Source organism: Geoglobus acetivorans (genome assembly GCF_039641995.1).
GTDB lineage: Archaea > Halobacteriota > Archaeoglobi > Archaeoglobales > Archaeoglobaceae > Geoglobus > Geoglobus acetivorans.
In genome coordinates this window covers 1,689,556-1,715,577 of sequence record NZ_CP087714.1, presented here as the reverse complement: position 1 = coordinate 1,715,577, position 26,022 = coordinate 1,689,556, and the positions used below count along the sequence as shown (strand labels likewise).

Below are 26,022 nucleotides of genomic sequence, written 5' to 3'. Positions count from 1 at the left end.
ATACATCATCGAGAAACCCACAAAAATGCTTTTTCCAGAGTAACTGAAACAAAAATGTTTTTATAGATATACATGTAAGAAGTGAACGGTGATCACTATGAGAACCAGATACATACTTATGCTGCTGTTACTGCCGCTGCTGACACTGCCCGCCTCAGCATCAGTTGTGCCGCTCGTGAAGGTCGAGATCGTCAACACGAGCGCACCAAGCTATGAGAGCCTGTCAATTCTGAATCCCAACAACGGAAACTGGATTAAAATGACCGGAGGAGATGGGGTCTCAATTCCGGCCATAGATTTCGTTTACAGCGGGATCAACAGCACCCAGTACACGAGGGGGAGCAAGATAATAAACATAACAACCAACAATATTTCAGAAAATCAAGACTATGTCGTGAATTATCCGTTTACCACTCAGCCCATGTACCATCCGGGCGACACCGTAACTGCCGAGATACTCGGTGAGAATGGTCTTGCGGGAAAAACCGCGTATGTTTACCTGATAAAGACGTATCCCACCCAGCTTAAGGACGCTCTTGCTTCGGCCGTTGACGGGGATACCCAGTCCTTGAGGAACCTGCTCAATAATGCGAAGCAAAATATCACAGTCATCCTGAACTCCACCGGAGATAACAGCTCAATCTCGTTCGGGCAGCTTGATCCGGGAGATTATGCCGTCGTGGCGCTGCTAAACGCCTCCAGTGAACAGAACGTAACCCTGATTTCAGCCACGGTATTCCAGGTTCTCGAACATGAATCAACCCTCAGCGCGGACACCTCAATCACGAGGTCGTCCGTCAGCGATCAGAAGTATCTGGACGGTAAATTCGAAATCGTTGGGGGAAGCAGCAACGCGAAGTACACGTATGTGGCAGTGTTGATGAAAAAGGACACCGCATTCACGCTCAGGCTCACAAGCGGTGGAACAAAGTCAACGACCAATCTCACCCTGAAGGCCGGCACAGCCTCACAGGAGGCTATGCTCGTGGAAGGGTTTAAGGTCGCTGGAGTCGGGCTGAACAGCGTTAATGCAACCACGGTCGAGGACTGGCTCAATGCATTTCCGTCAAACGCCGTTACTTTCAGCATCAACAGGGGAGCCACCGGGACCACGTACAACCTCAGCATTCTGGTGCAGGGGCTTTCTGACGGCGACTATTACCTTTACGTGGCCGCATGGAATGCCAGCAACTCCTCGCAGAGGGTTGTTGCGTTCAACTGGACTTCCGTAACGATAACAACGGTTGCCCCGCCGCCTCCACCCCCCTCCGGTGGAGGAGGATACATCCCGCTTCCGCCTCCCGCTCCAACACCCACGCCAACCCCCGTACCTGAGGAGGGAGCATATTCCACGGTTGTGGGTGTGGAGAAGGACAAGGAAGTGAAGATCGAAATTCCGCCTGAGACGGCCGAGAAAATAGACGTGGTTTCGCTCACAATCAAGGCCCCGGAAAGCATGAACCTGAAGGTTGAGGTCAGGAAGCTCGAGTCTCCACCTGCTGAGGTTCCCGAACCTCCAGCAAAGAAGGTCTACAGGTTCGTGGAGATAACCTTCAGGAACAACGACACCGGAGAGGAGGTTGAGCCCACAGGCTACATAGACTTCAAGGTTTCCAAGAGCTGGGTTGCTGAGAGCGGACATGATCCTGAGGATATCATCCTCATGAGGTACCACAACGGCTGGGAGGAGCTCAGGACGGAAATGGTCGGAGAGGATGAGAACTATTACTACTACAGGGCTGAAACCGGAGGTTTCAGCGTGTTTGCAATCGCTGTCAAGGAGGTTGCTCCTTCAGTGACCCCCACACCGACCAGGACTCCTGAAATCGTTACGCCCACGCCTGCTGTCACTCCGACAGCTGCAAAGACTGAAACTCCTGGGGAGACTCCGGCTCCCGAGCTGACACCCACCCTGGAGGAGCAGGCAGCATGGTGGAAGAATCCGCTGCTATGGATCACCATAGCCGTACTGATAGTGCTGGCAGTGGCTTACTGGAGGAGATCGTAGAGATGGCAAGAGCACTTCCCTTATTTTTTGTTTTAATTACAATCCTGCTCCAGAACACCGTCAGTGCGGCAGTTCTGGGCCTGACCTTAACCCCGGAAAACCCGGTAAAGGGTGACGTGGTAGTCATATCCGGAACCGCGAGTCCCGGCGAGGAGGTCAGGATAGACATAACGTTTGAGAAGGTTGTCGCCGTGAACAACGGCGAGTACGTGTTTTCCGTCTCGGGCATAAACATACCCAACACCAAAAACAGGTTCACGGTAACGGCATACGGCTGCCTTGACCTCGACGTGAGTGCCAGGAGGCTCCTGATAGGATCTCTGTACCTTCCGGCCTGGGTAACTCTGAACAAAGACGCGACAAACGGCGTGGCCACAATTTCCCAGAGTGTTCCGGCGGGAACGTACGATGTGATAATCCGTGGAAAGTCAGGAGAAAGCACTGTCAGGCTCAAAATCACAGCCACAGGTTACATAACTGCAGACGAGAACGGTAAATTCAGCTACACCTACGATACATCTCCCCTCCCGCCTGGAGAGTTCGTGATATCTGCCGGGGGTGTGAAAAGGGTCATCACATTATCAGAAAAATACAGCAGTCCGGCAACCTCCTCAGGCGGCTCAGGAGGTGGACTGTCAGCCCAGGCTTCCACGCCGACAACCACACCCACGCCAGTACAAACGCCCACTCCGGAGATGACTCCAACCACAACACCTACACTCTCTCCGACACCAGCAAACACTCCAGTATCCACGCCAAAACCTGAAAAAACTCTTGAGCCAAATCGAACCGGCACAGCCACACCCACGCCGATATCCACACCGGAAAATGGCGTAAACAGGACTGAGGAGCCTGACGAGACCAACAATACGGCCAGCGGGCAGGAAAACGCCGCAAGCATCTCAATTCAAATCCCGGGTTTTGAGTTTTTGACCGCTGTGCTGGTTATTGCTGCCCTGCAGGTATGGAGAGGGCGAAAACGCTGATCCAGAATGGTTCCAGGAGGGATGCCAATGGGATGCGACCACGAATCCGGTAAAGGTGACTGGGCTAGGTTGCCCAACGGTGTCATGAAACTGCACCCCTGCTGCAGTAAGTGCGGTACGCTGAAGAACGTGTCCTCAGACAGGGGAGAGAAGATGAGCTACTTCATAATCACACTCTCAAAGCTCAGGAAGGTGCTGAGAGAAAGGGGATACAAGATGTCCGAGGCGCAGATAAGGCTTATAGCGAGGGAACTGAGCGAAACAGAGGGCTTCGAGGACACCTGGTGGATAACGTTTTCAGCGCAAAGAGAGATATTCATTCAAACTGTCAGAAAGTACGTTAGAGTGCCGAGAGACCTCCTTGAAGCGATAGTGTAGATCATGATCCATATCAAAACAGGATAGCAAAATTTAAATTTCCCAGAAATATTTGGCTGAAAACATAAATTTGCAATTATTGATGTGCTGCATCCATCAGACTAAATGAACAACGTAGTGGCGCCTTACCCGGCCAGCAGAGACCGAGCGTCAAGCGATGAGGAGGGCTGGCCGGGGTCAGCTGTTGCTATGGGCGTTTGCACTGTCAATTTTTCATACCCGTTTGGTGATATTATGCGCAGAACTACCGTCTATATCGGTTCCAGAAGGGCCAGCCCCATTCTGCTGAGGGGGCTGGTCAATCTGGAATACAGGGGATATGACTCGGCCGGAATGGCAATCCTGGATTTGAGTGTTGTCTACAAGAACAATTCAGATCTGTATCCTGTTCATACCTCTTCCTCGATTCCGCTACTTCGGAACGCGGTTCACTGAAAGAATGACCGCAGGTTAATGTCGGGCGCCGAAAAGAGAACCGCGCCTCATCACCAATACCAAGATTACGATGAAGCCCGTAACTTCCAAGATGAACACATGGGAAAGAGAGGGTGTGTATTCCGATATTATCCTCTCAACGTATTCGTAAAACCCCACACGTTCTCTGGCGGGAAAGCCGCCCAGCAGGGGCCAGAAGAGCGTTTCCGGCTCGTTCCACATCTCGTCTTCGATCAGGTGGAGGAAGGACGCAAAGGACAGAAACAGAAATCCTCTGTACTTCAAGCCGATCAGGTGGAGAGTCAGGATGAACAGCAGAGTGTGGGCAAAAACCCTGCCATTGTTCAGGAGAAGCAGAAGCATTCCAGCCGGTTTATCGATCATGTCAGGCAGCAGTGAGCCAACAGCAATCAGCCTGTAATCCATTCTAATTCTGAGCCTTGATTCAATCAGCCAAGCGATTCCGAGCGTGATTCCGATGTGTCCGAAGAGCAGCATTGATTCGGGTTAATTATTTTTGTTATAAAAATTTTGTACTTTCTGTGAGGTGCTTTATTATGCAGAATGATGTCGCAGCCGTCATTCCTGCCTACAACGAGGAGATAGCCATTGGGAGTGTGGTTTTGAGGGCCAAGAAATACGTGGACAGAGTCATTGTCGTGGATGACGGCTCCACGGATAAAACGGCCGAGATTGCAGAACTGGCCGGAGCTGAGGTTATACGGCTCGAGGAGAATTGTGGAAAGGCTCACGCCCTCATGGTGGGCTTTGAACGTGCCAAGGAGCTCGGTTACTCTGTCGTGGTTATGCTCGATGGAGGCGGGCAGCACGATCCCGATGAAATCCCCTCACTTGTCGAGCCCATTTTAAAGGGCGAGGCGGATCTGGTAATCGGCTCCAGGTTCTTAGAGAACAACGGGAAAATCCCGAAATACAGGATGCTCGGGCAGAAAATCCTGACCTTCGTGACCAATCTGGGATCTGAGATCACGATCTCTGACTCGCAATCCGGTTTCAGGGCGATGAACAGGAAGGTGCTGGAGAGCATCAACTTCGAGTCGAACGGCTACAGCATAGAGTCTGAGATGATCGCCCGCCTGTCGTCTAAAGGGTTGAGAATCAGGGAGGTGCCCATCTCTGCAATATACGACGTCCCGAACAGGCACAAGAAGAATCCCCTCTCACACGGGATGAGCGTTCTGAACGACATCGTTGGTCTGATCGGCTACAAGCGACCGATGCTGCTGTTCGGCTCTGCGGGTTTTGCTCTGACAGTCATCGGGCTTGCCTTTGGCTTCTGGGCATTTTCAGTGTACTACGACACGAACAAACTGCCGTACGGCCCATCAATCGGAAGTGCCCTGTTTCTGATTCTCGGCCTGCTCATGGTCACCTCCGGGCTGATCCTCAATTCGCTCGTTCAGATAATGAAGGAACACAAGTGACTGTTACGAAAATGATTTTACCGGATTCTGTCAAAACCTGTGCACACGTCCGTAGAATCAAAATGAGTGCCGTAATAAGAGAACGTGGAGAGAAAGAGATAGATTACTTAATAATGCGCACCGGACATACCACTATTGGTGGATAGCGGTTTGTAATCTGGACATTGGCTGAGTCAATCAGTATGGGAGTAATATTTTATGGGAAGTGCACATAACTTTAATCGGGGGGCAGGACTGGAGGGGATGCTTTAGAGCCGGGCGAGAAAATCAGCAAATCGATTGCCGAGAGGTTCAGAAAGCACGTTACTGGTGATTAACGCCAATGTAGTACTTGCCGCCCTTATGGCCAGAGGGGGAACGTTCAGAGTTTTTGTAACAAACAAGATTCCGAGGAAATTTCGTTTCTGGCTAAAGTATCTGTTCATCGAAATTCGTGAGCATTTTGACGAAATACTCGAAAAGATTAAACTTCCTAAAGAGGAGCTGGAGGTCGTCTTGAATTTTCTGGAAGAGCAGATCTGGTCGAACGACAGGAAGCTGAGAGGGCAGGATGCTGTTGAAGTTCACACAGCGGACGGAGATTACAAAATTTTTATAAACTTGGTAGCAGACCACATTAATGGTGATTACTGGTGGTTGTGGAAGTTAAGAAAATTGATAGTCAGGGGAGGATTGTTCTACCTAAGGAGTGGAGGGAAAGGTGGGGTAGTGAAGTAATTCTGATCGAATTTGAGGACAGGATAGAGATTTTGCCGAAGAGGAAACCAAAACTTTCGCAGTTCTTCGACATAATCGAGGCCGAGATCAGGGAAGACGTTGAAAAGGAGCTTCTTGAGGAGATGTTATGAGGTTCATAGATGCCAACGTATTCCTATACTCCGTGGTAAGGCCCAGGGGAAAGGTCAGCAAGGAAATCCTTGAAAGAAAGGAAAAAGCCAAGCAAATTCTGCTCAGGGTTGAGAATGGGGAAGAGGTCGTAACAACTGCAGTTCATCTGAGCGAGGTGGCAAACATCCTCGAAGCGAAGCTTAATCTCTCAACAGCTCTGAAGTTTCTCGAAAACCTGCTGCTTGCTGAGAACGTCAGAATATTAGCAGTTTCGCAGGAAGACTATCTAAGGGCTTTGCTAATTGCCAAGGAGAAAAACGTTAGTGTGAACGACGCTCTCGCTTATTTGAAGATGAAAGAGACCAATGTTGAAGAAATATACACTTTCGACAATCACTTCAGGAACTTGGATGTCAGGATCGTGCAGGGTTGAATGAAAGGATAGCAATAATTCTCGGCACACGCCCTGAGATAATCAGGATGAGCCCTGTGATAAGGGAGTGCGAGAGAAAAGGGATGGATTATTTCGTACTGCACACTGGACAGCATTATTCATACGAGATGGATAATATAAACCACACACAGGCAAAATGTATTTCAAGGTTAGTTCTGAGTGAATGATATGAAAAAGGTGGAGTGCATTTACGAAAAAGGTGTTTTGATACCGATAGAAGCATTGGATATTCCAGAACGATCCCGAGTGGTTTTGAGAATAGAAGAGGTTAAAGCAATTGATGACCTTAAATTGTACGGATACTTAAAGCTTCTGAGGGAGAGCGAAGATGCAGAAGAACTCTTCGAGTTATGAGGAAGGGGATATAGTAATTCTTGAGCTACCCTTTACAAACATGGTGGGTAAGAAACTCAGACCGGTGGTTGTTCTGAGTTCTTCTGAACTCAACCTTGTGTCAGCAGATTTGATCGTTGCCAAAATTAGCTCCTCCGAGCATTTACCGGATTTTGAAATCAAAATAACTTCGAGCGACGTCAAAGAGGGAAAACTCAAGAAAACAAGCTATATTCACTGTCATTCAATCTTCACTGTGGAGAAAAATCTAATTCTCAAAAAAGCTGGAAAATTGAAGCCTGAAAAGTTAATTGAGGTTAAAAACATCATTAGGAAAGTATTCAACATCTAACGCCAGTTTTACATATGTTGTGTCGGGTTGGAGCTGAGAGGTTACGAATCTGAAACACATATCCAGGAGACGTTCTGGTTGCCGTTTAGCATCCCGCCATTTTTAGAGTGTCAGAGAGGATTTTTAGTATGTTTTTGCCCTCAAAAAAATCATAGCGAGTTACATCGAGTTATGATCGTGAAGGACAACCGATTATGATGAAGTCGTATTGCATAGTATCTTGGAAGGTGAAGAGATGATTGCAATAATCCTTGGCACAAGGCCGGAAATAATCAAAATGAGCCCTGTGATAAGAGAATGCGAAAAAAGGGACTGGACTACTTCATCCTGCACACGGGACAGCATTATTCATACGAGATGGATAAAGTGTTCTTTGAGGAGTTAGAATTGCCTCAGCTCAGTTCTCGCGAGCGATCCGCTGGAGGTAATGGTTGTTGACAATGGATCGACGGACGGGACTGCTTGATTTGTCGGGGAGAAGAGAAATTCCAGATGTGAAGGTGTGAGAGGCAATATTTATACTGCCATAGACATAACATATACAGGTGATTGAAATGGGAGGGAACGTGGAATCAATTCTGGAGGATCTCAGGTATAAGGTAGAGAGAATAGAAAAAATGGTTGAAACACTTATTGACATTTACGCTGACACGCTTTACGAGGTTAGGGAAGAATACCTTGAAAAACTGGAAAAAATAAGAAAAGAGGATTTTGAGGAATTCTCAGACATAAATGAGCTGAGAAGGCTAATTGAAGAGGGCTGATGAATGTACAGATATTTCATAAGTAAAAATTTAGAATCAAAGCTGAAAAAGATACACAAGAAAAACAGGAAATTCTACGAAACTGTAATCAAAAAAATTGAGGAAATTATAAAAAATCCACAGCACTACAAGCCTTTAAGATACGATCTGAAGGGTTTGAGAAGGGTTCACGTTGAGAGGTCGTTTGTTCTGATTTTTGAAATCGATGAAGAAAATGGGGTGGTTAGATTCCTCGATTTAGACCATCACGACAAAATTTACAAGAGAAGATGACGTTTATGGGGATGGCGATAATTCTGGGAACGAGGCCAGAGATGATATTGAAAGCAAACGGACAGTGATTGAAATGCTGTCAAAGAGGGCGAGCGTGATCACCGTCACGTACAGCCACAGGAAGTACGTGGATGGTTGTTCGAGCTCAGTTATTCGGATGATCCGCTAGATTGTCTTTTGCAGGAAATAAAAATATAAAAGATTGCGACAAGGCAGTTATCATGGAATTACCGCAAATTTCAGATAACAAGCAGAGAGCCCTGGAATCGTTTGTAAGGATTTTGAAGGAAAAATACGGTGATAGAATACGCAAGATCATTCTGTTTGGCTCAGCTGCGAGAGGTGAAGCTGGAGAAGAGAGCGACATAGATGTTTTAATTGTGGCCAGCGGAGTCAGTCAGAGGGAGGTCTCCAGAATAGCGTTTCAGGTCCTCATGGAACAGGGGGGGGTAATATCCTCAATCGTTGAAGAGGAGGAGCAGTTCGAGAAAAATAAAAACTATTCATTCCACCGGATCGTTTTGAGAGAGGGTGTTGAAATTGGGTGAAGGAAGTGGAAGGGCTGAAGAAATAAGAGATCACTTAGCTCTGGCTGGGGAGTGTCTTGAGGAAGCTGAAAATCTCCTGTCAGGCGGTTTGTACAGGGGAGCGGTTTCAAGAGCATATTACTCGATGTACCACGCAGCGAGAGCACTCCTGCTGACAAAGAACATCGCGCCTAAGAAGCATGCTGGCGTATTGAAGATGCTCGGGCTGGAATCGTCAGTAAAGGATATCTGGAAGAGGTTCATGCGGAGTCGTATAAATTCGCACTTGATATAAGGCAAAAAGCAGATTATGGTGTCGAATTTAAAATAGATAAGGAAACAGCTGAAGAAATAGTGAATAGCGCCGAAGTTTTTCTCAGGAGAGTTGTAAAAGCAATAGATGAAATTGAAAGTCGCAACGAATAAATTATAGCCAAGTTTTAACGGAAACAATTTTTCCCTCAATCCATTAACACTCCGACACTATATCTTTCTGGGTGGTAGCATGAATCTTTCAGACTGGGCGAGCGTTGTTATTGTCACCTACAGTCACAGGAGGTACATGGAGGACTGTTTGAGCTCGGTTATTGCGAATGATCCGTTAGAGGTAATAGTTGTTGACAGTGGATCGGTGGACGGGACTGCTGAATTTGTTGAAGAAAATTTTCCAGAGGTTAAGCTGATTAAAAGTCCAAGAAATCTGGGCTACGGTGGGGGGGAATAACCTCGGAGTCAGGCATGCTAAGGGAGAATACGTGGTCATTCTGAACCCGGACACGAAGGTTAAAAAACAGGCTTTAGGAATTATTAAATCCAGTGGAAAAAGAAGAAAACTTGTTCAGGTTATCATCCAATGAATGTAGAATGGTGCGGATGTTATGAAGGTTGCAGTAATTCCCTGGAATGATGAATGGAGACCGGGAATAATTTTCAGTGCGAGAGATTACGCTGATAGGGTTCTGGTTATAACGAGCAACGAGATCGTGGAGGAGTTAGCCAGAACTGCTGAGGCCGAAATCATAAAGCTTAAGGATTATGATAAAATTAACGCAGTTTACCTGGGATTGAAAAAAGCTAAGGAGATGGGATGCAAACCCGTGTTCATACTTGAGGAGCTGAGCAAAGAAGAGTTCGCTTCAATCACCCCACTGCTGAAGGATGCTGAATTTATTGTTGGATCGAAATATATAAGTGAAAATGGCGTTAGAAAGTGTGAAATATTCGATTTCAAAGATAGCAACTACAGAAGGATACTTAAGGGATATGAGCCGAAAGATCCCAATTTGCTTGAGAAAGTGTTTTACGTTATCTGGTGCTTGATCACTGGATTAAGAATTGCAATCAAGCGCTTGTTGAGAAAAGTTAGGCATTAAGCTTTGCTCGCATTTTCTTCTTCAAGAAGAATACTAAGATAATGATGAAGCCTATAACCTCTGAGATGAACGTGTAGGACAGGGACGGCTCATACTGTTTTAACAGTTCCATGATGTATTCCTGAAAACTTATGTTTTCGCCGGTACGAAAGTTGCCAAATAGTGGCCAGAATGAAGTTGCTGGGTAATTCCACATTTCATCTTCAAGCAGATGTACAAACGATGCCAGCGGAAGAGGTAGCAGATTTTTCCTCCTTACACTTATTAGAGTCAAAATTAGGATAAACAGCAGCGTATGTCCGATCAGTCTTCCAGTTCCTATTGGGAGTATTACTCTCCCTATCAGCTTGTCAATAATGTCGGGCAGCAGTGATGCAAATACCACCAGCCTGTAATCAAATCTGAAACCGAATTTTTCTTCTGCAAACCAGAATATTCCGAGCGTGATTCCGATGTGTCCGAAGAGCAGCACAACTTAAGGTATACATGCTGGTGTTATTATATTCTGTGTAATGTTTTTGAGATTGTTGAATTGGTGAGAGAGGGGTTATGGATGAGGCTTGTCATAACAATTCCGGCACATGACGAGGAGATGACCATTGGCAATGTTATAAAAGGGATAAAGGAGCTCAAACCGGTAGATTTTGGAGACAGGATTGACGATATCAAAATCGTCGTTGTCAATGATGGTTCTACAGACAACACTGTTAAAGTTGCCAAAGAAGCCGGAGCCGACGTGGTAGTTAGCTTTAGAAAAAATAGAGGGCTGGCAAGGGCATTCAGGCAGGGTATGGAAACAGCTTTAGAAATGGGTGCTGATATAATAGTCAACATAGATGCTGACGGGCAGTACAACCCCAGGGAAATACCGAAGCTGATTAAGCCAATACTGGATGGGAAGGCAGACATAGTTCTGGGTTCGAGATTCAAGGGCTGGATCGAGGACATGCCCATTCAAAAGCGGATTGGTAACAGGATTGCAACATGGGTAACCCGTTTTGCGAGTGGATTGCCTGTTTCAGATGCACAGACCGGATTCAGGGCGTTTACGAGAGAGGCTGCTTTACGCATAAACGTGCTCGCAGACTACACTTACGTTCAGGAGACCATTATACAGGCTGCAAAGATGGGGTTGAAGATTGAGGAAGTGCCAATAGAATTCAGGAAAAGACCGGGTAAGTCGCGTTTGATATCGAATATATTCAGCTATGCAGTGAGAGCGGGTCTGACGATAGTGAGAAGCTACAGAGATTACCATCCGCTAAGGACGTTCATATTCATCGGACTATTTTTGCTTGTAATTGGTGTCGCTGTTGGTTTGAGGGTGCTTTACTATTATCTGCAGACTGGAATGGTCGGGTTTTACCTGCCGTCAGCGATACTTTCAGTTGCGCTGATAATTATTGGCTTTCAGACGATAGTTCTTGGATTGCTGGCGGATATGCTCAGGACACAGAGGCAGATTATGGATGATGTGCTGTACAGGTTGAAGAAAATGGAGTGTGAAAAGAGAGAAAAAGAATAGATCGGTGAGCTTTAATGAAAATCCTTTTTGTAGCTAGGAACTATCCACCACATGTAGGAGGGGCTGAGAGACTTAACTATGAATTGGCAAAAAATATGAGAAAAATAATGAGTTTTGAGGTTATACCGAATAGATTTGGAAAGTACTCTCCAGTTTTCTATATCTACAGTTTATTTAGAATTTTACTGAATAAGGGATTTGATGCGATTCTGTTAAGTGATTCTCTTCTTTCACCCTTAATACCCATTTTGAAAATCATTAAAAAAAAGCCGGTAGTTATTAAAGTTCACGGTTTGGACATTACCTATAAAAACAAGTTATATCAGTTTTTTATACCTATGTTCGTAAATGTGGCTGACAAAATCATTTGTATAAGTAAAGAAACAAAGGAAGAGTGTGTAAAACGTGGAGTCTCTCCAGATAAATGCATTGTAATCCCAGTTGGAATAAACCCTCCAGCATCTTCGGATGGAAATAAAGAAGTACTAAAAAAGAGAATTTCAAAAATGCTACATGCAGATCTGGAAGATAAGTTTGTTCTTTTGTCTGTTGGTCGTTTGGTTGAGCGAAAAGGGTTTCATTGGTTTGTAGAGAACGTTATTCCAAAACTTTTAGAAGCCAGAGATGATTTTGTGTATCTTATTGTCGGTGACGGGCCATACAGAGAGAAAATTAAAAGAATAGTTGAAGAGAAAGATTTGAGGAAGTATGTTGTGCTACTTGGTAAAATTGATGACAGAACATTAGAGTTGCTTTATAAAATATCAGACATTTTTATTATGCCGAATATACCTGTGGATGGTGACATAGAGGGTTTTGGCATCGTTGTGCTGGAAGCTACCGTTCGTGGAGTACCAGTTGTGGCTTCAAACTTGGAAGGTATAAAAGATGCAGTTATAGATGGAAAAACTGGAATTCTGGTAACTCCATTAAATGCAGAGATGTTTGTTGAGAATATTTTGAGAATAATGGAAACTACTGGGAAAAATAGAAAAATAGAGAAAAAAATAAGGCAGATTGTTTTAGAGAAGTATAGTTGGAATAAAATTTCTAGAAAATATAAATCAGTATTTGTATTTCTAACAAAAATGGTTATAGGTAGGTGTAAATCTTGAAGATTTTTATGATAAGTAGTTATCCAACAGAGGGATGTGGAGTTTCCAAGTATACGGAACGTTTTATCAAAGAATCTGTAAATGTAAAACTTTGTCTATATACTCAAAGAATATATGCATATGAAAGCTATTTTCGTTCAATATTTAGATGGATAAATGCAGCAAAGGATATACTACATCTGAAGCCAGATATTGTACATGTCCAATATACACCAACTATTTGTGGTTTGTTTTTTCCATTTTTCCTAATATTAATTCATATATTTAGAAAAATTAAAAAAATAAAAACTAAAATCGTGATAACCGCACACGAAAAGCCAAGCACGTATATAGTTAATATAAGAGTTAAATTTCTTATTAACTTATTTATGTTTTATGAGAAAATAATTTACACACTTTCCGATCTGATTTTAGTTCATACCCGAGAACATCTCCAGGAGATATGCAGCATATATACTGTGGCGAGAGAAAAATGTAGGACTATTGAGTATGGAATTTCTACTACTGACAACACTATAGCAAAATCATTAAAAAATAAATTTTCTATTAAAAGAGATATCAAATTAACGTTTTTCGGGATTGTTCGTCCTAGTAGGGGCATAGATACACTAATTAAGGCATTTAGTGTAGCCTTACGCTATAATCCAAATCTAAAACTAAATATTGCTGGTAAAGTTCCAGATAAATTTATGAAATACTACATGTATTTACAAAGTCTTGTGAAACAATTGGGCGTTGAAAATAAAGTAATATTTAAAGGTTTTATTCCAGATGAAGATGTGTCATTATTATTTGAGGAATCTGATATAATTATATTACCATACCGCAAAAGTACACAAAGTGAGGTACTACATCAGGCGATTATACATATGAAACCCGTAATTGTTAGTGATATCGGAGGGATAGGGGAAACAGTAAAAAGATTTAAAATAGGGATTACTTGCCCGGTTGACGATATTAGGTGTTTTTCTTCTGCGATCTTGATGCTGTCCGAAAATAAAAAATTGCTAACGAAATATAAATATAATACAAAAAAAGCTATAATGGTTAAGTCTTGGAAAAAGCTGCTAAAACGATATATGGAGACATACAAAGAGTTGGTAAGAGATACTACGGAGGTATAAGATGAAAATCGGAATTATTGCAAATTCAATTGATGACATAAAAACAGGTGTAGCATCTTACCCATATAATTTAATAAAATACTTGCCATACTATCGAGACAACGAATATTATATTATACATTATAAAAAAAACGAATTAATTAATAACATGATAAAGACATATGATTTTATAAATGATTTTATAATTCCGATACCCAAAAAAACTCCATTTGGTCATGAAATACAAAAAATGATACTAATACCTACCAAGTTAAATAAAATGGATTTTGATATTATACATGATACTTACCATTTTGGACCATTTTTATTTTTAAAAAAGTCAAAAAAAATACTGACGGTTTATGATCTAACTCCATTATTATTTCCTGAGACCCATAGAAAAAGTCGAGTTTTGATGCATAAATATATATTTCCACTTATTTTAAAATCGTCTGATAAAATAATAACTGATTCATACAGCACTAAAAGTGATTTAATAAAATATTTCAAAATTCCCGAAAATAAAATAAAAGTTATTTATTTAGCAGCAGATGAGAGATTTAAACCTTTAAAAGAAGATGAAATAAACAAAATCAGACAAAAATATAAATTGAAAAACCCATTTATACTATATGTTGGAACAGTAGAGCCAAGAAAGAATATCCAAACTTTACTAAAAGCATATTACAAACTCAAAAAACAAGGAATTAAGCATAAACTAGTAATTGCAGGAAAAATTGGTTGGAAGTATAAGCCCATCTTCGAAACCATAGATAAGCTAGATCTCAAAAAAGATGTTATATTTACGGGTTATGTTCCAGATGAGGATTTGCCAGCTCTCTATAATGCAGCAGACATATTTATATACCCCTCACTCTATGAAGGTTTTGGATTACCACCTCTAGAGGCTATGGCTTGTGGAACACCAGTTATAACTTCTAATACTTCGTCTTTGCCAGAAGTTGTTGGAAATGCAGGGATAATGGTTGATCCTTATGACATTGATGGTTTGGCTAAAGCAATGTATGAGGTTTTAACTAACGAGGGATTAAAAGAAGAAATGAGAAAGAAAGGACTGGAGAGAGCTAAAATGTTTAACTGGAGAAAAACCGCTGAGGAAACTTTGAATGTTTATGAGGAAGTATATAACATGAGATAAAGGGAGGATAAAGATAAATTAAGACTTAAAGTGGTATATTGTGGCACTCCCACTATAAATTCTGTCCTCATTTATAGACATAAGTTTATATAACTTATTAGTTTTATCAGGATCAAGGTACACCATTAATCCACCATTTAAACCATAGTGTATCTCCTTATTGGCAATAATGAAATAGTCAAGTTCCTTATTCATTAGATTGTAAACAGTCGTAATACCATTGATTGTATATGGTGAAGGCGCAATATATACTTGAACCATTGCAGGTATAATTTCCTTACTTTTTTCCAGAGGACAATATGAAAGGTACTCATAAAGTCCACTACTGACTTGTATCGAACCACCAATGATGCTAGTTGAATCTGGTAAATGATACACCAAAAATCCAAAAGCTCCGATTCCTTCCTCTTTTGGACCATAATAGTATGCAGAGCTAGGATTTGAGATAGAATATGCATAAAGAAGGCTTTTACCAAAAATTAACATTGAAGAAACTAGTAACATTGCCAGCATAATGGTTCCGACCTTTTTGAATTTTTGACGTATGATCTTGGTAGAGATTACCAAAAATAAGGCAATAAGTTCAGGATTCGTTAGCCCATATTTTGCAAAATTTAGATATATAGATGAATATGATAAAAATCGCACTATTGATCCTCCAAATAGAATTACATATAAATAAAAAATATAATAGTCAACATTTAATTTTGACAACATATTTTTCTTCTTGACTGTTCCCAACAATAAAACTATTGGCGATCCCATTGAGATAATTAATATAATAGCTGTATATAATAAAGACATCATTAAACCCATTTTACTTCCTGAAGTTTCAGGTGAAGAAATAGGAGAATAGCTTAAAGTGAATGTCCTCAAAAGATAATCTTTTAAAAATACAATCGCGGATAGGATATCTACTTTAGCACCACTTCTAAAGTACACCTCATTTAGACTAATAACCACCCACATAAAAATGTTAAGATATAAAAATGTCTGGAGTGTGCTTATGTTGAATTTTTGAACTCCAGCTATAGAGATAGTAAGGTATATTATAAAGACATACAAAGTAATACCTCCGGCAATCATCAGAGGATATCTATAGTGAGTAATTATCATAGCACAAAAGGTCAAAACAATTAAGATTATCCATTCTGGCTTTTTTTCATTGAAAGTTATTCTTAGAAGTATATAATAAATAGTCAAATACTGTACTACATATATACCATGATATACCAATGTGTGTATCTTCCCAATAAAATTAAAAGATATAAAAGAATACATGACGCTTCCAAGGAATACAATATTGAATATAGTTGCTATATTTTTTTTATTTTGATTTACTCTGTTTGTATACTCATATATCCTACAGAACATCGAGAATAATATTAAAATACTGACTATGAAGGGTACAGGAAGATATGCAATAGTTCTAACTTCAATTCCACTAATAATTGACATAATAGCAAGAAATATCCCAGAACCAGGCTCAAATCGTACAAAATAAGATGTGTGTTTCTGCCAAAAAGGAGTAGTTAAATGAATTGAATTGACAATATCGCTATAAAAATTTCTTGTGATGTCAAGCGACCCATACGATTTGATGGCTTTCCCCATATTAATTGTTGTTGATATGAAAGGATCTGTTTGATAGTGTAATACATTGAGGTTGATATATAACGGAATCAAAGCTGATATTAAAGTAATCCATAGTAACAATAATTTTCGTATTATCCTCCCCATTATACCCCACCTTTCACTTCATAACCTCTTTGTAGAGGATTCTTTAAAAACTTAATAATACACCCCAGATATATTCCAAACCCAATACCCTCTGTTATTAATGTGGCGTAAGCCGCCCCAACGTAGCTGTATTTGGGAATTAAAACTAAATTCAAAATAACATTCAAAGTCGCTCCAAGTCCAGTTCCCATAGCAACTATATTTTGTTTATTGACAGAATTTAACAATGTACTCGATATTGTGCTTATGCAGATTATAAAGAACGCCCATATCAGAATTCTCAACGCTAATATCGAATTCAAATACTCTTGTCCGTAAAGGATCAATATTATTTTATCTGCAAAAATAGTCACAAGAACCGAAATCGTTAGTCCAGCACTAAATAATAGCAGAAAAGCCCTAAAATATACTTTCTTTAACATCTCCTTTGAAGATTTAGCATACCTTGACATTACAGGAAAGAAAGCAAATGATATTGATCCCGCCACTAAAGCTGTCAATCCATCAATTATACTATATGCTGCGTTATACCAGCCAACAACAGCATCTCCCTTCATTACTGAGAGCATAACAGTATCAATTTTGAAATAAATCACAACAAAAACTGCTGTGAGACCAAATGGCAATGCCTCTTTTATAGCATGTTTTAGAAAAGAAACATCGACTTTAAACTCTGGCATAGCAAATTTCCTAAGCACGATCAAACCGCCGATTAGAAAGCTGAAAATTCCAGAAACCAGATATGCTAACATGATCTCTATTAGACCATAACCAAGATAGATTAAACACACAACCAGAATGAATGCAATAATTTTCTCAAAAACCCTTACAAGCGTTTCGTATTCCATTCTTTCAAAAGCTCTAAAAAAAGAAATGAAAAACTGAGTAAAAGAAGATACGACAACATAAGCACCAGCAATATAAACTGCCAATTTGGTATCGTATGGATAATCCATAAGATTGATAATAACGACCAAAAGCAAAAACGATACAACTGACAAGACTAGTTTGACTAACGATAAGTTTCCAAGATACTTTCCAGCCAGCTCTTTTTCTCTCGCTACCTCTCTTATAGTTAACGTGCTCAAACCCAAATCTGAGAGAATTAAGAAAAAGGACGTAAAAGCCATCGCAAAGGAGTATTTACCGTAGCCTACATCTCCCAGATACCTTGCAATTAAGACTATTAAAATAAACATGAGAAACTTTGTTATGAGTTCAGCAGATGCTAAAGCTATTATGTTTTTCGCAACTCGTCTTACTGTGGTCACCGTATTCACCCTTAGAGTCACGTTTGCTGTCTATTTGCACTTCTCATAAAAATAGTTCAATTGGTCTTTTATTATCTCTTCCAGCGTGTATTTAGTCTTAAACCCTATTCTCTGAACCTTACTCGTATCTGAAAGCAGTATAGGAGCTTCCGCAGGTCTGAACTTTTTAGCATCAAATTCTATCGGAATTTTGTCCTCATCCGTGTGGACCCATATACCCTTATTTTTGATCGTGAACTCAATATCTCCTTCAAGCATCATTTTGTCAACTTTGGTTTTCTCGAAATTCACTCCAAAGATCTTCGAGTAGTCCCTCTCTGTTGGATTATCCACAGTCTTTCCGCCATTCATAGTTTCAATTTTTTCAATCTTCCACCCAGCTTGCTCTAAACTAAGCAGTATGTAGCTCAGAACAGAATTTGTTCTCATTGATCCAAGATTGTAAACATCTCCATGCTTCCCCTTCTCAGCAAGCAGGCAGTAGCCCTCTACTATGTCCATCACATGGCTCCAGTCTCTGAAAGCGTTTACGTTCCCTATAACAATCCTGTCAGATTCACCAGACTTCAGCTTAACCACCTGGCTCGTTATTACCGATGTCACGAACATTGCTCCTCTGCCCGCTCCCTCGTGGTTGAAACTTCTCGAAACCACTGTTTTAAGCCCGTATGCGTAATAGTAGTTCCTCATTAGGTATTCGCCGTGAACTTTACTCATGGCGTATGGCGACATAGGCCTCAATGGATTACTCTCTCTGACTGGCAGTTCTGGAATTTTTTCAGGTTCGGGAAACATTGTGCCGTATTTCTTCTTCACTCTGTTGTATTGCTCTTCTGAACTTATAACCAAACCGTATTCGTCACTTGAGCCAGCAAATACGATTACTGGATCTACCTCTTTTAGTCTCACTGCCTCAAGCAAATTTGCCGTACCGATCGTGTTTGTGTTCAGAGTATCCAGCGGATATTCAAAGCTCTTGGGAACGAAAGATTGGGCTGCGAGATGAAATACAACATCTGGCTCGGATTTATTCAAGGCTAGTGTGATACTATATATATTGGTTATATCTCCTTCAACAATTTTAATCTTCTCACCAAATTTTTGTTTTCCTCCATCCACTTTTTTCCTCACAAGACCATAAACTTCGGCGCCCTTTTCAAGGAGATATTTGGCTAAATACGAGCCGACAAAACCACTCACTCCTGTTACCAGCACCCTCTTACCGCCCCAGTCCATTTAAAGCACCATCCCATATATTTTAATGTCTGAGTTATTGCATTGTGTCCATTACTACGCCCGCCTCTCTCAGATCTTTTTCAAGTTCTTTTAAAAATGTCTTCATAAGGTCAAATCTTCTCTGTGCCATTCTTCTTGCCTTTTCAGTCCACATCATATTTATCCATTGCATTTGCCTGCCAATTATCTCCTCGATCAGATATTTATCGACCCTCAAATTTCTATTTGGAATCTGTCTTATGTTTTCATCAATCCACTCCTCGAGATCTGTGCATCCAACACCAAATGGATTCTGTGTATCATATTCCAGCTTAGAATTAAATGCTGACGCTTCTGCAGCTCGGATTATGCCTATTGCACCCATTCCATCAAGTTTATCGGCATCCTGCAGTATCTTCCCTTCTAAATAAGTAGGCTCATACAACCTCTCGTGTTCTTCAATGCTTTTAACAACAACATCCACAAATTCTACTTCAAGATCGAAGTTCTTTAAAAAATCCATTGCAATTTCTGCCGACGCTATAGCGTGGTTTTTATCACTTCTAACTCTGCCAACATCGTGAAATAATGCCGCAATTTCCAAAGCTTCTTTGTTTATGTCGCAACCATCTGCAATTGTCAATGCCAGATTTCTTACCCTGCATGTATGCAGCCAGTCATGGCCGGGGATATACTTATTAGAATAAACATGCCGAACAAATTTTTCTGCCTTCTTGATAATGTCGCTGTTCATGTTCTCAGAGTCCTTGTTAGTATTTTTACCTCACTTGGATAATTCGGAGCGTCCCACGGGAAATTCTCGCCATTAAGCCATCTTTCCCATCTATTCAAGTCTTCTTTGACCATTATTTCAACTAGCTTCTTGAACTTCGTTCTTGGTTCCCAGCCAAGCTTGTTCTTAGCCTTTGAATAATCACCGCACAGATACTTGACATCCAATGGTCGCATAAACCTTTTATCAACGCTGACATATTCCTGCCAGTCTAAACCAACAATGTCAAAAGCAGTCTCACAGAATTTCCTGATACTGTGAGCCTCCCCAGTGGCGATTACGTAATCGTCAGGCTCATCCTGCTGGAGCATGAGCCACATACATTCAACGTACTCTGGAGCATATCCCCAGTCTCGTTTTGCTTCTAAATTGCCTAGCCTCAATTCTTTCTCAAGCCCTAAAGCTATTTTCGCTACAGCATTCGATATCTTCCTTGTTACAAATTCTAAACCTCTTAAAGGGGATTCGTGATTGAACAGGATGCCATTCACTGCAAATATTCCATAGGCATCCCTGTATATCCTTGTAGTCCAGTAGCCATATAATTTTGCTGCAGCGTAAGGTGAGGCGGGTCTAAAGGGCGTCTCTTCATTTAATATGCCCTCTTCTCTTGAATTGCCATACAATTCAGATGTAGATGCCTGATAAAATTTTATTTCAGGGTTTACCTGCCTTACTACCTCTAAAATTCTCGTTACAGCTAAGCCAGAGATATCTCCAGTTGCAATTGGCTGTTCAAATGAGGCTCCAACAAAACTCTGCGCTGCCAAGTGGTAGATCTCATCTGGTTCGGAAGTCTTTATAGCTTCAAAAATCGAACTTGTATCTGAGAGATCAACTGGTATCAGATTCACTTTATCGAAAATGCCAAGATACTGCAATCTCCAGAAATTCGGCGAAGAAAGTCTTCTATAAGTTCCATATACTTCATACCCTTTTTCCAAGAGAAACTTTGCAAGGTATGCCCCATCTTGTCCCGTCACACCGGTTATCAAAGCCCTTTTCATTTTTCAGCCCCCCATTAATTTACTTTTTCAAGACACTCTTATCTTACAAGTTTTTGCGATATACATCCTTTAATTATGTACTATATCTCTATTTTCACTCTTCCGAGGTACCTCATGTCTGAAATATAAGTTTTCATGCTGTACCCTCTACGTAAACTTTTTTCTGGCGTATTCTATTATCGCTTCTTTTAAATCCGCTCTCTCTAAAGCGAAATCTAGTATCGCCCTAACGTATTCCAATTTATCCCCAATGTCGTACCTCTCTCCCCTAATTTCATATGCGTAAATCTTCTGTTTTTGAAGTAAAAGCTTCAAAGCATCGGTTAACTGTATTTCTCCTCCAACCCCTGGCTTTGTCTCTCTAACGCAATCGAAAATATCTGGAGTAAGGATATACCTGCCAGCTATTCCTAAGTTACTTGGTGCTTCTTCAGGTCTGGGTTTTTCAACCAGATTCCTTACCTCATAAAGCTCTCCGTTCTTAACTCCGTCTATGATCCCATATTTGTAAACTCTATCAAATGGAACTCTTTCAACTCCTATAACCGTGCTGTTTACCTTACTGAATACTTCAATTAACTGCTTTGTTGCTGGAATATCATTTATGAGGATATCATCACCCAAAAGAACGGCAAATGGCTCATCACCAACGTGCTTTTCAGCCTTCAGTATGGCATCTCCTAAGCCCCTAGGTTCCTTTTGTCTTATGTAGTGAATATCTGCAAGAGACGAGATTTCCCTCACAACCTTTTCTAGCTCTTTTTTATTATTCCTCTTCAGGTGCAATTCCAGTTCAGGAGAGGTGTCAAAATAATCCTCTATGGCCCTTTTACCTCGCCCGGTGATTATGAGGATGTCTTCTATTCCCGATCGAATCGCTTCTTCAACCACATAGTGTATAACAGGTTTGTCAATAATAGGGAGCATTTCTTTTGGCATGGATTTTGTCACTGGTAAAAAACGAGTCCCTAAACCAGCAGCCGGGATCACTGCTTTCTTTATATCCATATTATCCCCTCACCATTTTGATCCTAATCGATTCTAAAATAAATTTTTCTGTTGTGAAACTCATATCTGCTCATTTAATCATAAAATCCAAAATCGATTGGGGTTACCAGCACACTCCCTCATATATTCCGGCTTCTTTCATTGCTTTTTCAACCCTTCTGCCGTCTATTACGATCTTTCCCTTATAGTTTAGTTCATTGAACTCACCCCATTCCGTGACAATTAACACAGCATCAGATTTAGTAATTACTTTTTCAGCTGAAGAAGCGTATTCAATCTGTGGAAACATTCTGGCAAAAGCATCCATCGCTTCTGGATCGTAAGCGATAATGTTAGCTCCCTCCTCAATCAATTTTTGCACTATTGGAATTGCTCTGCTTTCCCTTATATCGTCTGTATCCGGCTTAAACGCTAAACCCAGTATTCCGATTCTTTTCCCTTTTAAATCAGGAATATGCTCCTTTAACAGCTCTATCATCTTCAGTGGCTGTTCTTCGTTTACTTCTATAACAGCCTTGAGAATCTTTGGATTCACTCCGAGCTCTTCTGCTTTTGCTATCAACGCCTTTATGTCTTTGGGGAAACAAGAACCTCCGAAACCAATTCCAGCCCTGAAAAATGCTGGATTTATTCTGTGATCCAGCCCAACTCCCTTGAAAACTTCGTACGCATCAATCCCAAGTTTTTTGCATATATTGCCAATCTCGTTCGCAAACGATATTTTCGTTGCTAAAAATGCATTTGAGGCGTATTTGATCATTTCAGCAGTTTTGATATCTGTAATCAGTTTCGAGCAACTGAACGGCTTATACAACGTTTCCAGCACTTCTTTTGTCTTTTTGTCCCTAACCCCTATCACTATCCTGTCTGGATTGAAGAAATCGTGGACAGCATTCCCCTCTCTGAGAAACTCGGGATTTACTGCAAGTCCGAAATCCTTAAAAGCTTCTTTACCAGATTCCCTTTCAATAATTGGTTTAATGACTTTTTCTGTTGTGCCCGGAATTACAGTACTCTTTACAACGACAGCATGGAACATGTCCTTACTGGCTAAGACTTTTCCAATTTCCGCAGCAGCAGATTTGACAAACGTTAAGTCAATCGATCCATCCTCTCTTGAGGGAGTTCCAACGCATATGAATGTGATATCCGTATCAGCAATGATGTTGTATTCTTTTGTTGCTTTGTATTTATTTCTATTCCTCTGTATGAGCTCATCAAGCTCTTTTTCGAATATCGGTGCTTTTCCAGAATTTATAGTATCAACTTTCTTTTCGTCAATGTCAACAAAAATCACTTCGTTACCGAGTTCAGCGAAACCAATGCCGGTAACCATCCCAACATAGCCAGAACCTATTACTGAAATATTCATTGGAATCACCTTATTTTTGATGTGAGTTACTTTTGTTTAAGGTTTCGTACCCAATATCTGCAGCAGTCATCCGGAAGAAGAACCCAAAACCAGCATTCGATATTGAAGACAGCATTATAAAGAACGAGTTCCTGTAAAGTGGGTCTCCTGCCTGACCGAGAATTCTTTTAAACATCCTTTTCTGCCATTCAACTGCAGTTTTAAAAATATTGCTCAACCATGTGGAAGAAGTAAGGGAAATGCGGCCTCTCCTGGCCAATAAAAATACCTTCGAAGTCGTGAAGACAAAAATTTAGGGGGCGACATGCTCATTAAATTGGCGCTCAGAATCACAACCTATTTATGCAACCAAACAAATAGCCAATTGGTGGTAAAATTGGCAAAAGTCAAAATAGATAAATTTGGCAGAATCTTAATTCCAAAGGAGATCCGGAGAAGTCTGGGGATAAAGGAAGAAACAGAGCTTGAGATAGAGGTAAAGGATGAAAAAATTCTGATAACGCTTAGGAATCACGGTCTTGAAAAAAAAGTTGAGGAGCTCATGAGCTTCCTCAGAAGCAGCGCTCCAAAACCTTTTGTTGGCGATGAGGAGGCTGGAGAAAAGTGGTATTCGGCGGAGTTCAGCATGAGAAAGATAGGATTGAAGGAGTAGTCGACGTTGGCCTGATAGTGGTATCACATTTTGAGAATCCTGCACAGGATCATGCTCTCGAATTTTTAAAGGAGGTCCTGCTCTGGAAAAAAAGATGTCTGATTCCCGTAACGGCTTTCCTCGGTGCATACCACATACTCGCCAACTATCTCAGGGTTGAGAGGGTTTCTGCTTACGAAGCTTTAAAAAAGACTCTTGAAACGAAATCTCCAGCATTCTATGCAGATCTGGATGTGGAGGCTGTCATCGAGTCTCTGACAAATGCAATGGGTTACAGGATAGAATCCTGGGATGGTTATGTTGTTGCCATTGCCAGAGCCCATTCGGCCCCTATAATCTACACGGTGGATAAGAAGATGAAGAAAAGAGTAAAGGACCTTCATGTGATTAACCCAATTCCCGAGGATGTTTTTGAGAAATATAACGAGTGGTTGAGGAAAAATCTTGGCTAAAAAAGTTTCTTGTTTCAGTTTTTGTTTCATTTCTTTCTACTTACAGGACTTTTGTAAACGCGATCTCTCCTAGCATCTTTGCCGTTACAACTGCAACACTTAAAATCGTCAAAGCCAGATTGAAAACGCCGTATTCTGCTCTGGAGAAAAACCTCGCTATGACTGCGACGCTTAAAAAGCTGAAGAACATCGAAATGATTGTACCAGTGAATCCTATTCCAGTTCCCCTTGCAATCCCTTGCAGGACCTTATTAACCTCGTCCAAAACCGCTCAACCTCTTTTTTTAGAGTGAAGTTTTTGCACTTGAAAGCATGAGAAAGACAGAATTCTTGTAAAGAGGGCCTCTGAATCTCTGAGCCTCTGGATAAGTCCATGCATGATTAATCCAGTTCAGGAGACATTTAATAAAACTGTCGTATTTAATCCAAACATAGCTGAAATAGAACCCTAATCCTTCAGGTATCTTAACTCTTTAGCCTTTCTCAAAACTTTAATACTCCTTCTCCAACCCTAAGAATATCCGTATCCAAAAACTCAAGATTTCCGGGTTCTTCATAAATCCTATCGTAACCGGTTAAACTCCCGATCTCCCCCTCTTAATTTTGATTCTAACTTCAAGCTTAAGTAAACTTCAACAAACCTTCCTATTTCTTTTCTTGTACACGCCCTAATGTCTTTTTAAGGGGAAATAATAGATATTGCAACTGCTTTATTCTTCTATTCCAGCCAGTTTTCAGTTTCAAGCCCCTTTATTCTTCTGAAGTGTTTTTCGTTATCCGTTATCAAAACAAAGCCCCTTACAAGACATGTTGCCGCTATTAGTATGTCCGCATCCTCTATCATCTTCCCTTCTCTCTTTAGCTCCGCATAGATCTCAGATCCTTTCCGGATGATTTTTCTATCAAGCGTAATTATCTCGCTTTCATCCATTAACTCATCGAATTCCTTTAGTTTCCTCTCGTTTCCCAGATATTTCAGCCCTCTGAGTATTTCATAGTAGGTTATTATGCTCAGACTCAGCTTATCGAATTCTTCTAAGTATCCTCCCACTTTAGAAACAACACTCTGCTCTCCCCTTAGAAATGCAATGAGTATGCTCGTATCTATGAGAGATCTCTTCATAACCTTGCCTCTTTAAAAAGACTCCTCCTCTTTGCAGCCTCCATGAACATTCCAATTTCCTCTCTGCTTAAATCTTTTAGAATTCCTGCATACTTCAGAATGTCTGCCTTTTTTCTCCTGATTTCTATTTCTACTTCTTCACCTTCTTTCAGGTTTAATTCTTCAAGAGGTTTTAAAACTCCCTTCTCGTACTTCGCTTTTATTCCCATGAAATTAATTTGGTATCTAATAGGTTAAAAAAGTAATGTTAAAACTTTAACTGAACTTCAATCCTTCAAGTATCTCGACTCTCCAGATTTTTCTCTGATGCTAATTTCACAAGCTTCTATGC

General features: G+C 41.1%; 34 protein-coding genes and 2 pseudogenes. 24 read left to right on the top strand and 12 right to left on the bottom strand.

The genetic code is table 11. The annotated features are described in order from the left end of the window. The first annotated feature begins 97 nt into the window (after positions 1 to 97). From LPQ35_RS10110 to LPQ35_RS10095, 4 genes are all read left to right on the top strand, one after another. Complete coding sequence (locus tag LPQ35_RS10110) at positions 98 to 2,008, top strand: TIGR04279 domain-containing protein (RefSeq protein ID WP_346297729.1); 1,911 nt, start codon at positions 98 to 100, stop codon at positions 2,006 to 2,008. Positions 2,009 to 2,010: 2 nt separating this feature from the next. Continuing rightward, complete coding sequence (locus LPQ35_RS10105; protein WP_193807245.1) at positions 2,011 to 2,994, top strand: hypothetical protein; 984 nt, start codon at positions 2,011 to 2,013, stop codon at positions 2,992 to 2,994. A gap of 21 nt (positions 2,995 to 3,015) precedes the next feature. Continuing rightward, on the top strand, positions 3,016 to 3,372 hold the full coding sequence (locus LPQ35_RS10100; RefSeq protein WP_193807247.1) for a hypothetical protein: 357 nt from the start codon (positions 3,016 to 3,018) through the stop codon (positions 3,370 to 3,372). Positions 3,373 to 3,606: 234 nt separating this feature from the next. Next, on the top strand, positions 3,607 to 3,807 hold the full coding sequence (locus LPQ35_RS10095) for a hypothetical protein (protein ID WP_193807568.1): 201 nt from the start codon (positions 3,607 to 3,609) through the stop codon (positions 3,805 to 3,807). A 15-nt stretch (positions 3,808 to 3,822) separates the two neighbouring features. Here the strand turns inward: LPQ35_RS10095 and LPQ35_RS10090 are convergent, their stop codons facing one another. After that, positions 3,823 to 4,305 (bottom strand): metal-dependent hydrolase, encoded by a 483-nt coding sequence (locus tag LPQ35_RS10090; RefSeq protein ID WP_193807249.1) that lies wholly within the window; start codon positions 4,303 to 4,305, stop codon positions 3,823 to 3,825. Between the two features lie 59 nt (positions 4,306 to 4,364). Here LPQ35_RS10090 and LPQ35_RS10085 point away from each other — a divergent pair, with 59 nt between their 5' ends. The 14 genes and pseudogenes from LPQ35_RS10085 (at position 4,365) to LPQ35_RS10025 (ending at position 10,156) form a co-directional block, all read left to right on the top strand. Then, the gene (locus LPQ35_RS10085; protein ID WP_193807251.1) at positions 4,365 to 5,252 is read left to right on the top strand and encodes a glycosyltransferase; all 888 of its coding nucleotides are present in this window, start codon (positions 4,365 to 4,367) and stop codon (positions 5,250 to 5,252) included. A 342-nt stretch (positions 5,253 to 5,594) separates the two neighbouring features. Beyond that, the gene (locus tag LPQ35_RS11205; RefSeq protein ID WP_428832257.1) at positions 5,595 to 5,969 is read left to right on the top strand and encodes a hypothetical protein; all 375 of its coding nucleotides are present in this window, start codon (positions 5,595 to 5,597) and stop codon (positions 5,967 to 5,969) included. Continuing rightward, on the top strand, positions 5,885 to 6,100 hold the full coding sequence (locus LPQ35_RS10075; RefSeq protein ID WP_193807254.1) for an AbrB/MazE/SpoVT family DNA-binding domain-containing protein: 216 nt from the start codon (positions 5,885 to 5,887) through the stop codon (positions 6,098 to 6,100). Before LPQ35_RS11205 ends, LPQ35_RS10075 begins: the two co-directional genes overlap by 85 nt. After that, positions 6,097 to 6,513: a PIN domain-containing protein gene (locus LPQ35_RS10070; protein ID WP_193807255.1), complete on the top strand. Its 417-nt coding sequence runs from the start codon at positions 6,097 to 6,099 to the stop codon at positions 6,511 to 6,513. Before LPQ35_RS10075 ends, LPQ35_RS10070 begins: the two co-directional genes overlap by 4 nt. 47 nt (positions 6,514 to 6,560) lie before the next feature. Next, positions 6,561 to 6,653, top strand: a pseudogene (locus tag LPQ35_RS11200) (UDP-N-acetylglucosamine 2-epimerase); the annotation flags it as partial. Between the two features lie 49 nt (positions 6,654 to 6,702). Continuing rightward, positions 6,703 to 6,888: an antitoxin AF2212-like protein gene (locus LPQ35_RS10065; RefSeq protein ID WP_193807256.1), complete on the top strand. Its 186-nt coding sequence runs from the start codon at positions 6,703 to 6,705 to the stop codon at positions 6,886 to 6,888. Then, positions 6,863 to 7,219 carry a type II toxin-antitoxin system PemK/MazF family toxin gene (locus LPQ35_RS10060; RefSeq protein ID WP_193807257.1) on the top strand — a complete coding sequence of 119 codons (357 nt, stop codon included), beginning with the start codon at positions 6,863 to 6,865 and terminating at the stop codon, positions 7,217 to 7,219. Before LPQ35_RS10065 ends, LPQ35_RS10060 begins: the two co-directional genes overlap by 26 nt. Positions 7,220 to 7,454: 235 nt before the next feature. Continuing rightward, a pseudogene (locus LPQ35_RS10055) lies at positions 7,455 to 7,612 on the top strand (non-hydrolyzing UDP-N-acetylglucosamine 2-epimerase); the annotation flags it as partial. A 152-nt stretch (positions 7,613 to 7,764) separates the two neighbouring features. Then, the gene (locus LPQ35_RS10050; protein ID WP_193807258.1) at positions 7,765 to 7,983 is read left to right on the top strand and encodes a hypothetical protein; all 219 of its coding nucleotides are present in this window, start codon (positions 7,765 to 7,767) and stop codon (positions 7,981 to 7,983) included. Between the two features lie 3 nt (positions 7,984 to 7,986). Then, positions 7,987 to 8,256, top strand: a complete 270-nt coding sequence (locus LPQ35_RS10045) for a type II toxin-antitoxin system mRNA interferase toxin, RelE/StbE family (RefSeq protein ID WP_193807259.1) — start codon at positions 7,987 to 7,989, stop codon at positions 8,254 to 8,256. A gap of 221 nt (positions 8,257 to 8,477) precedes the next feature. After that, on the top strand, positions 8,478 to 8,804 hold the full coding sequence (locus tag LPQ35_RS10040; protein ID WP_193807261.1) for a nucleotidyltransferase domain-containing protein: 327 nt from the start codon (positions 8,478 to 8,480) through the stop codon (positions 8,802 to 8,804). Continuing rightward, positions 8,797 to 9,078, top strand: coding sequence for a HEPN domain-containing protein (locus tag LPQ35_RS10035; protein WP_203218960.1), 282 nt, complete (start codon positions 8,797 to 8,799; stop codon positions 9,076 to 9,078). The genes LPQ35_RS10040 and LPQ35_RS10035 overlap by 8 nt, the downstream gene beginning before the upstream one ends. Positions 9,079 to 9,288: 210 nt before the next feature. After that, positions 9,289 to 9,507, top strand: coding sequence for a glycosyltransferase (locus LPQ35_RS10030; protein WP_203218961.1), 219 nt, complete (start codon positions 9,289 to 9,291; stop codon positions 9,505 to 9,507). Between the two features lie 154 nt (positions 9,508 to 9,661). Further along, positions 9,662 to 10,156 carry a hypothetical protein gene (locus LPQ35_RS10025; protein WP_193807263.1) on the top strand — a complete coding sequence of 165 codons (495 nt, stop codon included), beginning with the start codon at positions 9,662 to 9,664 and terminating at the stop codon, positions 10,154 to 10,156. Here the strand turns inward: LPQ35_RS10025 and LPQ35_RS10020 are convergent. Continuing rightward, a complete protein-coding gene (locus LPQ35_RS10020) occupies positions 10,146 to 10,628 on the bottom strand; it encodes a metal-dependent hydrolase (RefSeq protein WP_193807266.1) in 483 nt (160 codons plus the stop codon). The two genes, LPQ35_RS10025 and LPQ35_RS10020, sit on opposite strands and share 11 nt — an antisense overlap. Positions 10,629 to 10,709: 81 nt before the next feature. Between LPQ35_RS10020 and LPQ35_RS10015 the strand changes: the two genes are divergently transcribed. From LPQ35_RS10015 to LPQ35_RS10000, 4 genes are read left to right on the top strand one after another with little or no spacing between them, the layout of a single operon-like run. Beyond that, entirely contained in the window at positions 10,710 to 11,681 is a 972-nt protein-coding gene (locus LPQ35_RS10015; protein ID WP_193807268.1) for a glycosyltransferase, read from the top strand. Between the two features lie 14 nt (positions 11,682 to 11,695). Continuing rightward, positions 11,696 to 12,796: a glycosyltransferase gene (locus LPQ35_RS10010; RefSeq protein WP_193807270.1), complete on the top strand. Its 1,101-nt coding sequence runs from the start codon at positions 11,696 to 11,698 to the stop codon at positions 12,794 to 12,796. Positions 12,797 to 12,804: 8 nt separating this feature from the next. Next, entirely contained in the window at positions 12,805 to 13,920 is a 1,116-nt protein-coding gene (locus tag LPQ35_RS10005) for a glycosyltransferase (protein ID WP_193807272.1), read from the top strand. A gap of 1 nt (position 13,921) precedes the next feature. Next, the gene (locus LPQ35_RS10000) at positions 13,922 to 15,058 is read left to right on the top strand and encodes a glycosyltransferase (protein ID WP_193807275.1); all 1,137 of its coding nucleotides are present in this window, start codon (positions 13,922 to 13,924) and stop codon (positions 15,056 to 15,058) included. A gap of 18 nt (positions 15,059 to 15,076) precedes the next feature. On the opposite strand, the gene LPQ35_RS09995 is transcribed toward LPQ35_RS10000, so the two are convergent. The 7 genes from LPQ35_RS09995 to LPQ35_RS09965 form a co-directional block, all read right to left on the bottom strand. Next, positions 15,077 to 16,798: a hypothetical protein gene (locus LPQ35_RS09995; RefSeq protein ID WP_193807277.1), complete on the bottom strand. Its 1,722-nt coding sequence runs from the start codon at positions 16,796 to 16,798 to the stop codon at positions 15,077 to 15,079. Continuing rightward, positions 16,798 to 18,069, bottom strand: coding sequence for an oligosaccharide flippase family protein (locus LPQ35_RS09990; protein ID WP_193807279.1), 1,272 nt, complete (start codon positions 18,067 to 18,069; stop codon positions 16,798 to 16,800). Before LPQ35_RS09990 ends, LPQ35_RS09995 begins: the two co-directional genes overlap by 1 nt. Before the next feature lie 30 nt (positions 18,070 to 18,099). Further along, complete coding sequence (locus LPQ35_RS09985; protein ID WP_193807282.1) at positions 18,100 to 19,305, bottom strand: GDP-mannose 4,6-dehydratase; 1,206 nt, start codon at positions 19,303 to 19,305, stop codon at positions 18,100 to 18,102. A gap of 34 nt (positions 19,306 to 19,339) precedes the next feature. Continuing rightward, the gene (locus tag LPQ35_RS09980; protein WP_193807284.1) at positions 19,340 to 20,038 is read right to left on the bottom strand and encodes an HD domain-containing protein; all 699 of its coding nucleotides are present in this window, start codon (positions 20,036 to 20,038) and stop codon (positions 19,340 to 19,342) included. Further along, positions 20,035 to 21,084 carry a GDP-mannose 4,6-dehydratase gene (locus LPQ35_RS09975; protein WP_193807286.1) on the bottom strand — a complete coding sequence of 350 codons (1,050 nt, stop codon included), beginning with the start codon at positions 21,082 to 21,084 and terminating at the stop codon, positions 20,035 to 20,037. The genes LPQ35_RS09980 and LPQ35_RS09975 overlap by 4 nt, the downstream gene beginning before the upstream one ends. Positions 21,085 to 21,231: 147 nt before the next feature. Further along, the gene (gene galU, locus LPQ35_RS09970; protein WP_193807288.1) at positions 21,232 to 22,092 is read right to left on the bottom strand and encodes a UTP--glucose-1-phosphate uridylyltransferase GalU; all 861 of its coding nucleotides are present in this window, start codon (positions 22,090 to 22,092) and stop codon (positions 21,232 to 21,234) included. A 103-nt stretch (positions 22,093 to 22,195) separates the two neighbouring features. Next, positions 22,196 to 23,464 carry a nucleotide sugar dehydrogenase gene (locus LPQ35_RS09965; protein WP_193807290.1) on the bottom strand — a complete coding sequence of 423 codons (1,269 nt, stop codon included), beginning with the start codon at positions 23,462 to 23,464 and terminating at the stop codon, positions 22,196 to 22,198. A 367-nt stretch (positions 23,465 to 23,831) separates the two neighbouring features. Here LPQ35_RS09965 and LPQ35_RS09960 point away from each other — a divergent pair, with 367 nt between their 5' ends. Then, positions 23,832 to 24,116, top strand: a complete 285-nt coding sequence (locus LPQ35_RS09960; RefSeq protein WP_203218962.1) for an AbrB/MazE/SpoVT family DNA-binding domain-containing protein — start codon at positions 23,832 to 23,834, stop codon at positions 24,114 to 24,116. Continuing rightward, a complete protein-coding gene (locus LPQ35_RS09955) occupies positions 24,068 to 24,568 on the top strand; it encodes a PIN domain-containing protein (protein ID WP_193807302.1) in 501 nt (166 codons plus the stop codon). Before LPQ35_RS09960 ends, LPQ35_RS09955 begins: the two co-directional genes overlap by 49 nt. A gap of 40 nt (positions 24,569 to 24,608) precedes the next feature. Here the strand turns inward: LPQ35_RS09955 and LPQ35_RS09950 are convergent, their stop codons facing one another. From LPQ35_RS09950 to LPQ35_RS09940, 3 genes are all read right to left on the bottom strand, one after another. Further along, positions 24,609 to 24,833 carry a polysaccharide biosynthesis-like protein gene (locus LPQ35_RS09950; protein ID WP_193807305.1) on the bottom strand — a complete coding sequence of 75 codons (225 nt, stop codon included), beginning with the start codon at positions 24,831 to 24,833 and terminating at the stop codon, positions 24,609 to 24,611. A gap of 453 nt (positions 24,834 to 25,286) precedes the next feature. Continuing rightward, positions 25,287 to 25,691: a PIN domain-containing protein gene (locus tag LPQ35_RS09945; RefSeq protein WP_193807307.1), complete on the bottom strand. Its 405-nt coding sequence runs from the start codon at positions 25,689 to 25,691 to the stop codon at positions 25,287 to 25,289. Next, entirely contained in the window at positions 25,688 to 25,900 is a 213-nt protein-coding gene (locus LPQ35_RS09940; protein ID WP_193807309.1) for an antitoxin AF2212-like protein, read from the bottom strand. Before LPQ35_RS09940 ends, LPQ35_RS09945 begins: the two co-directional genes overlap by 4 nt. Positions 25,901 to 26,022 lie beyond the last annotated feature (122 nt).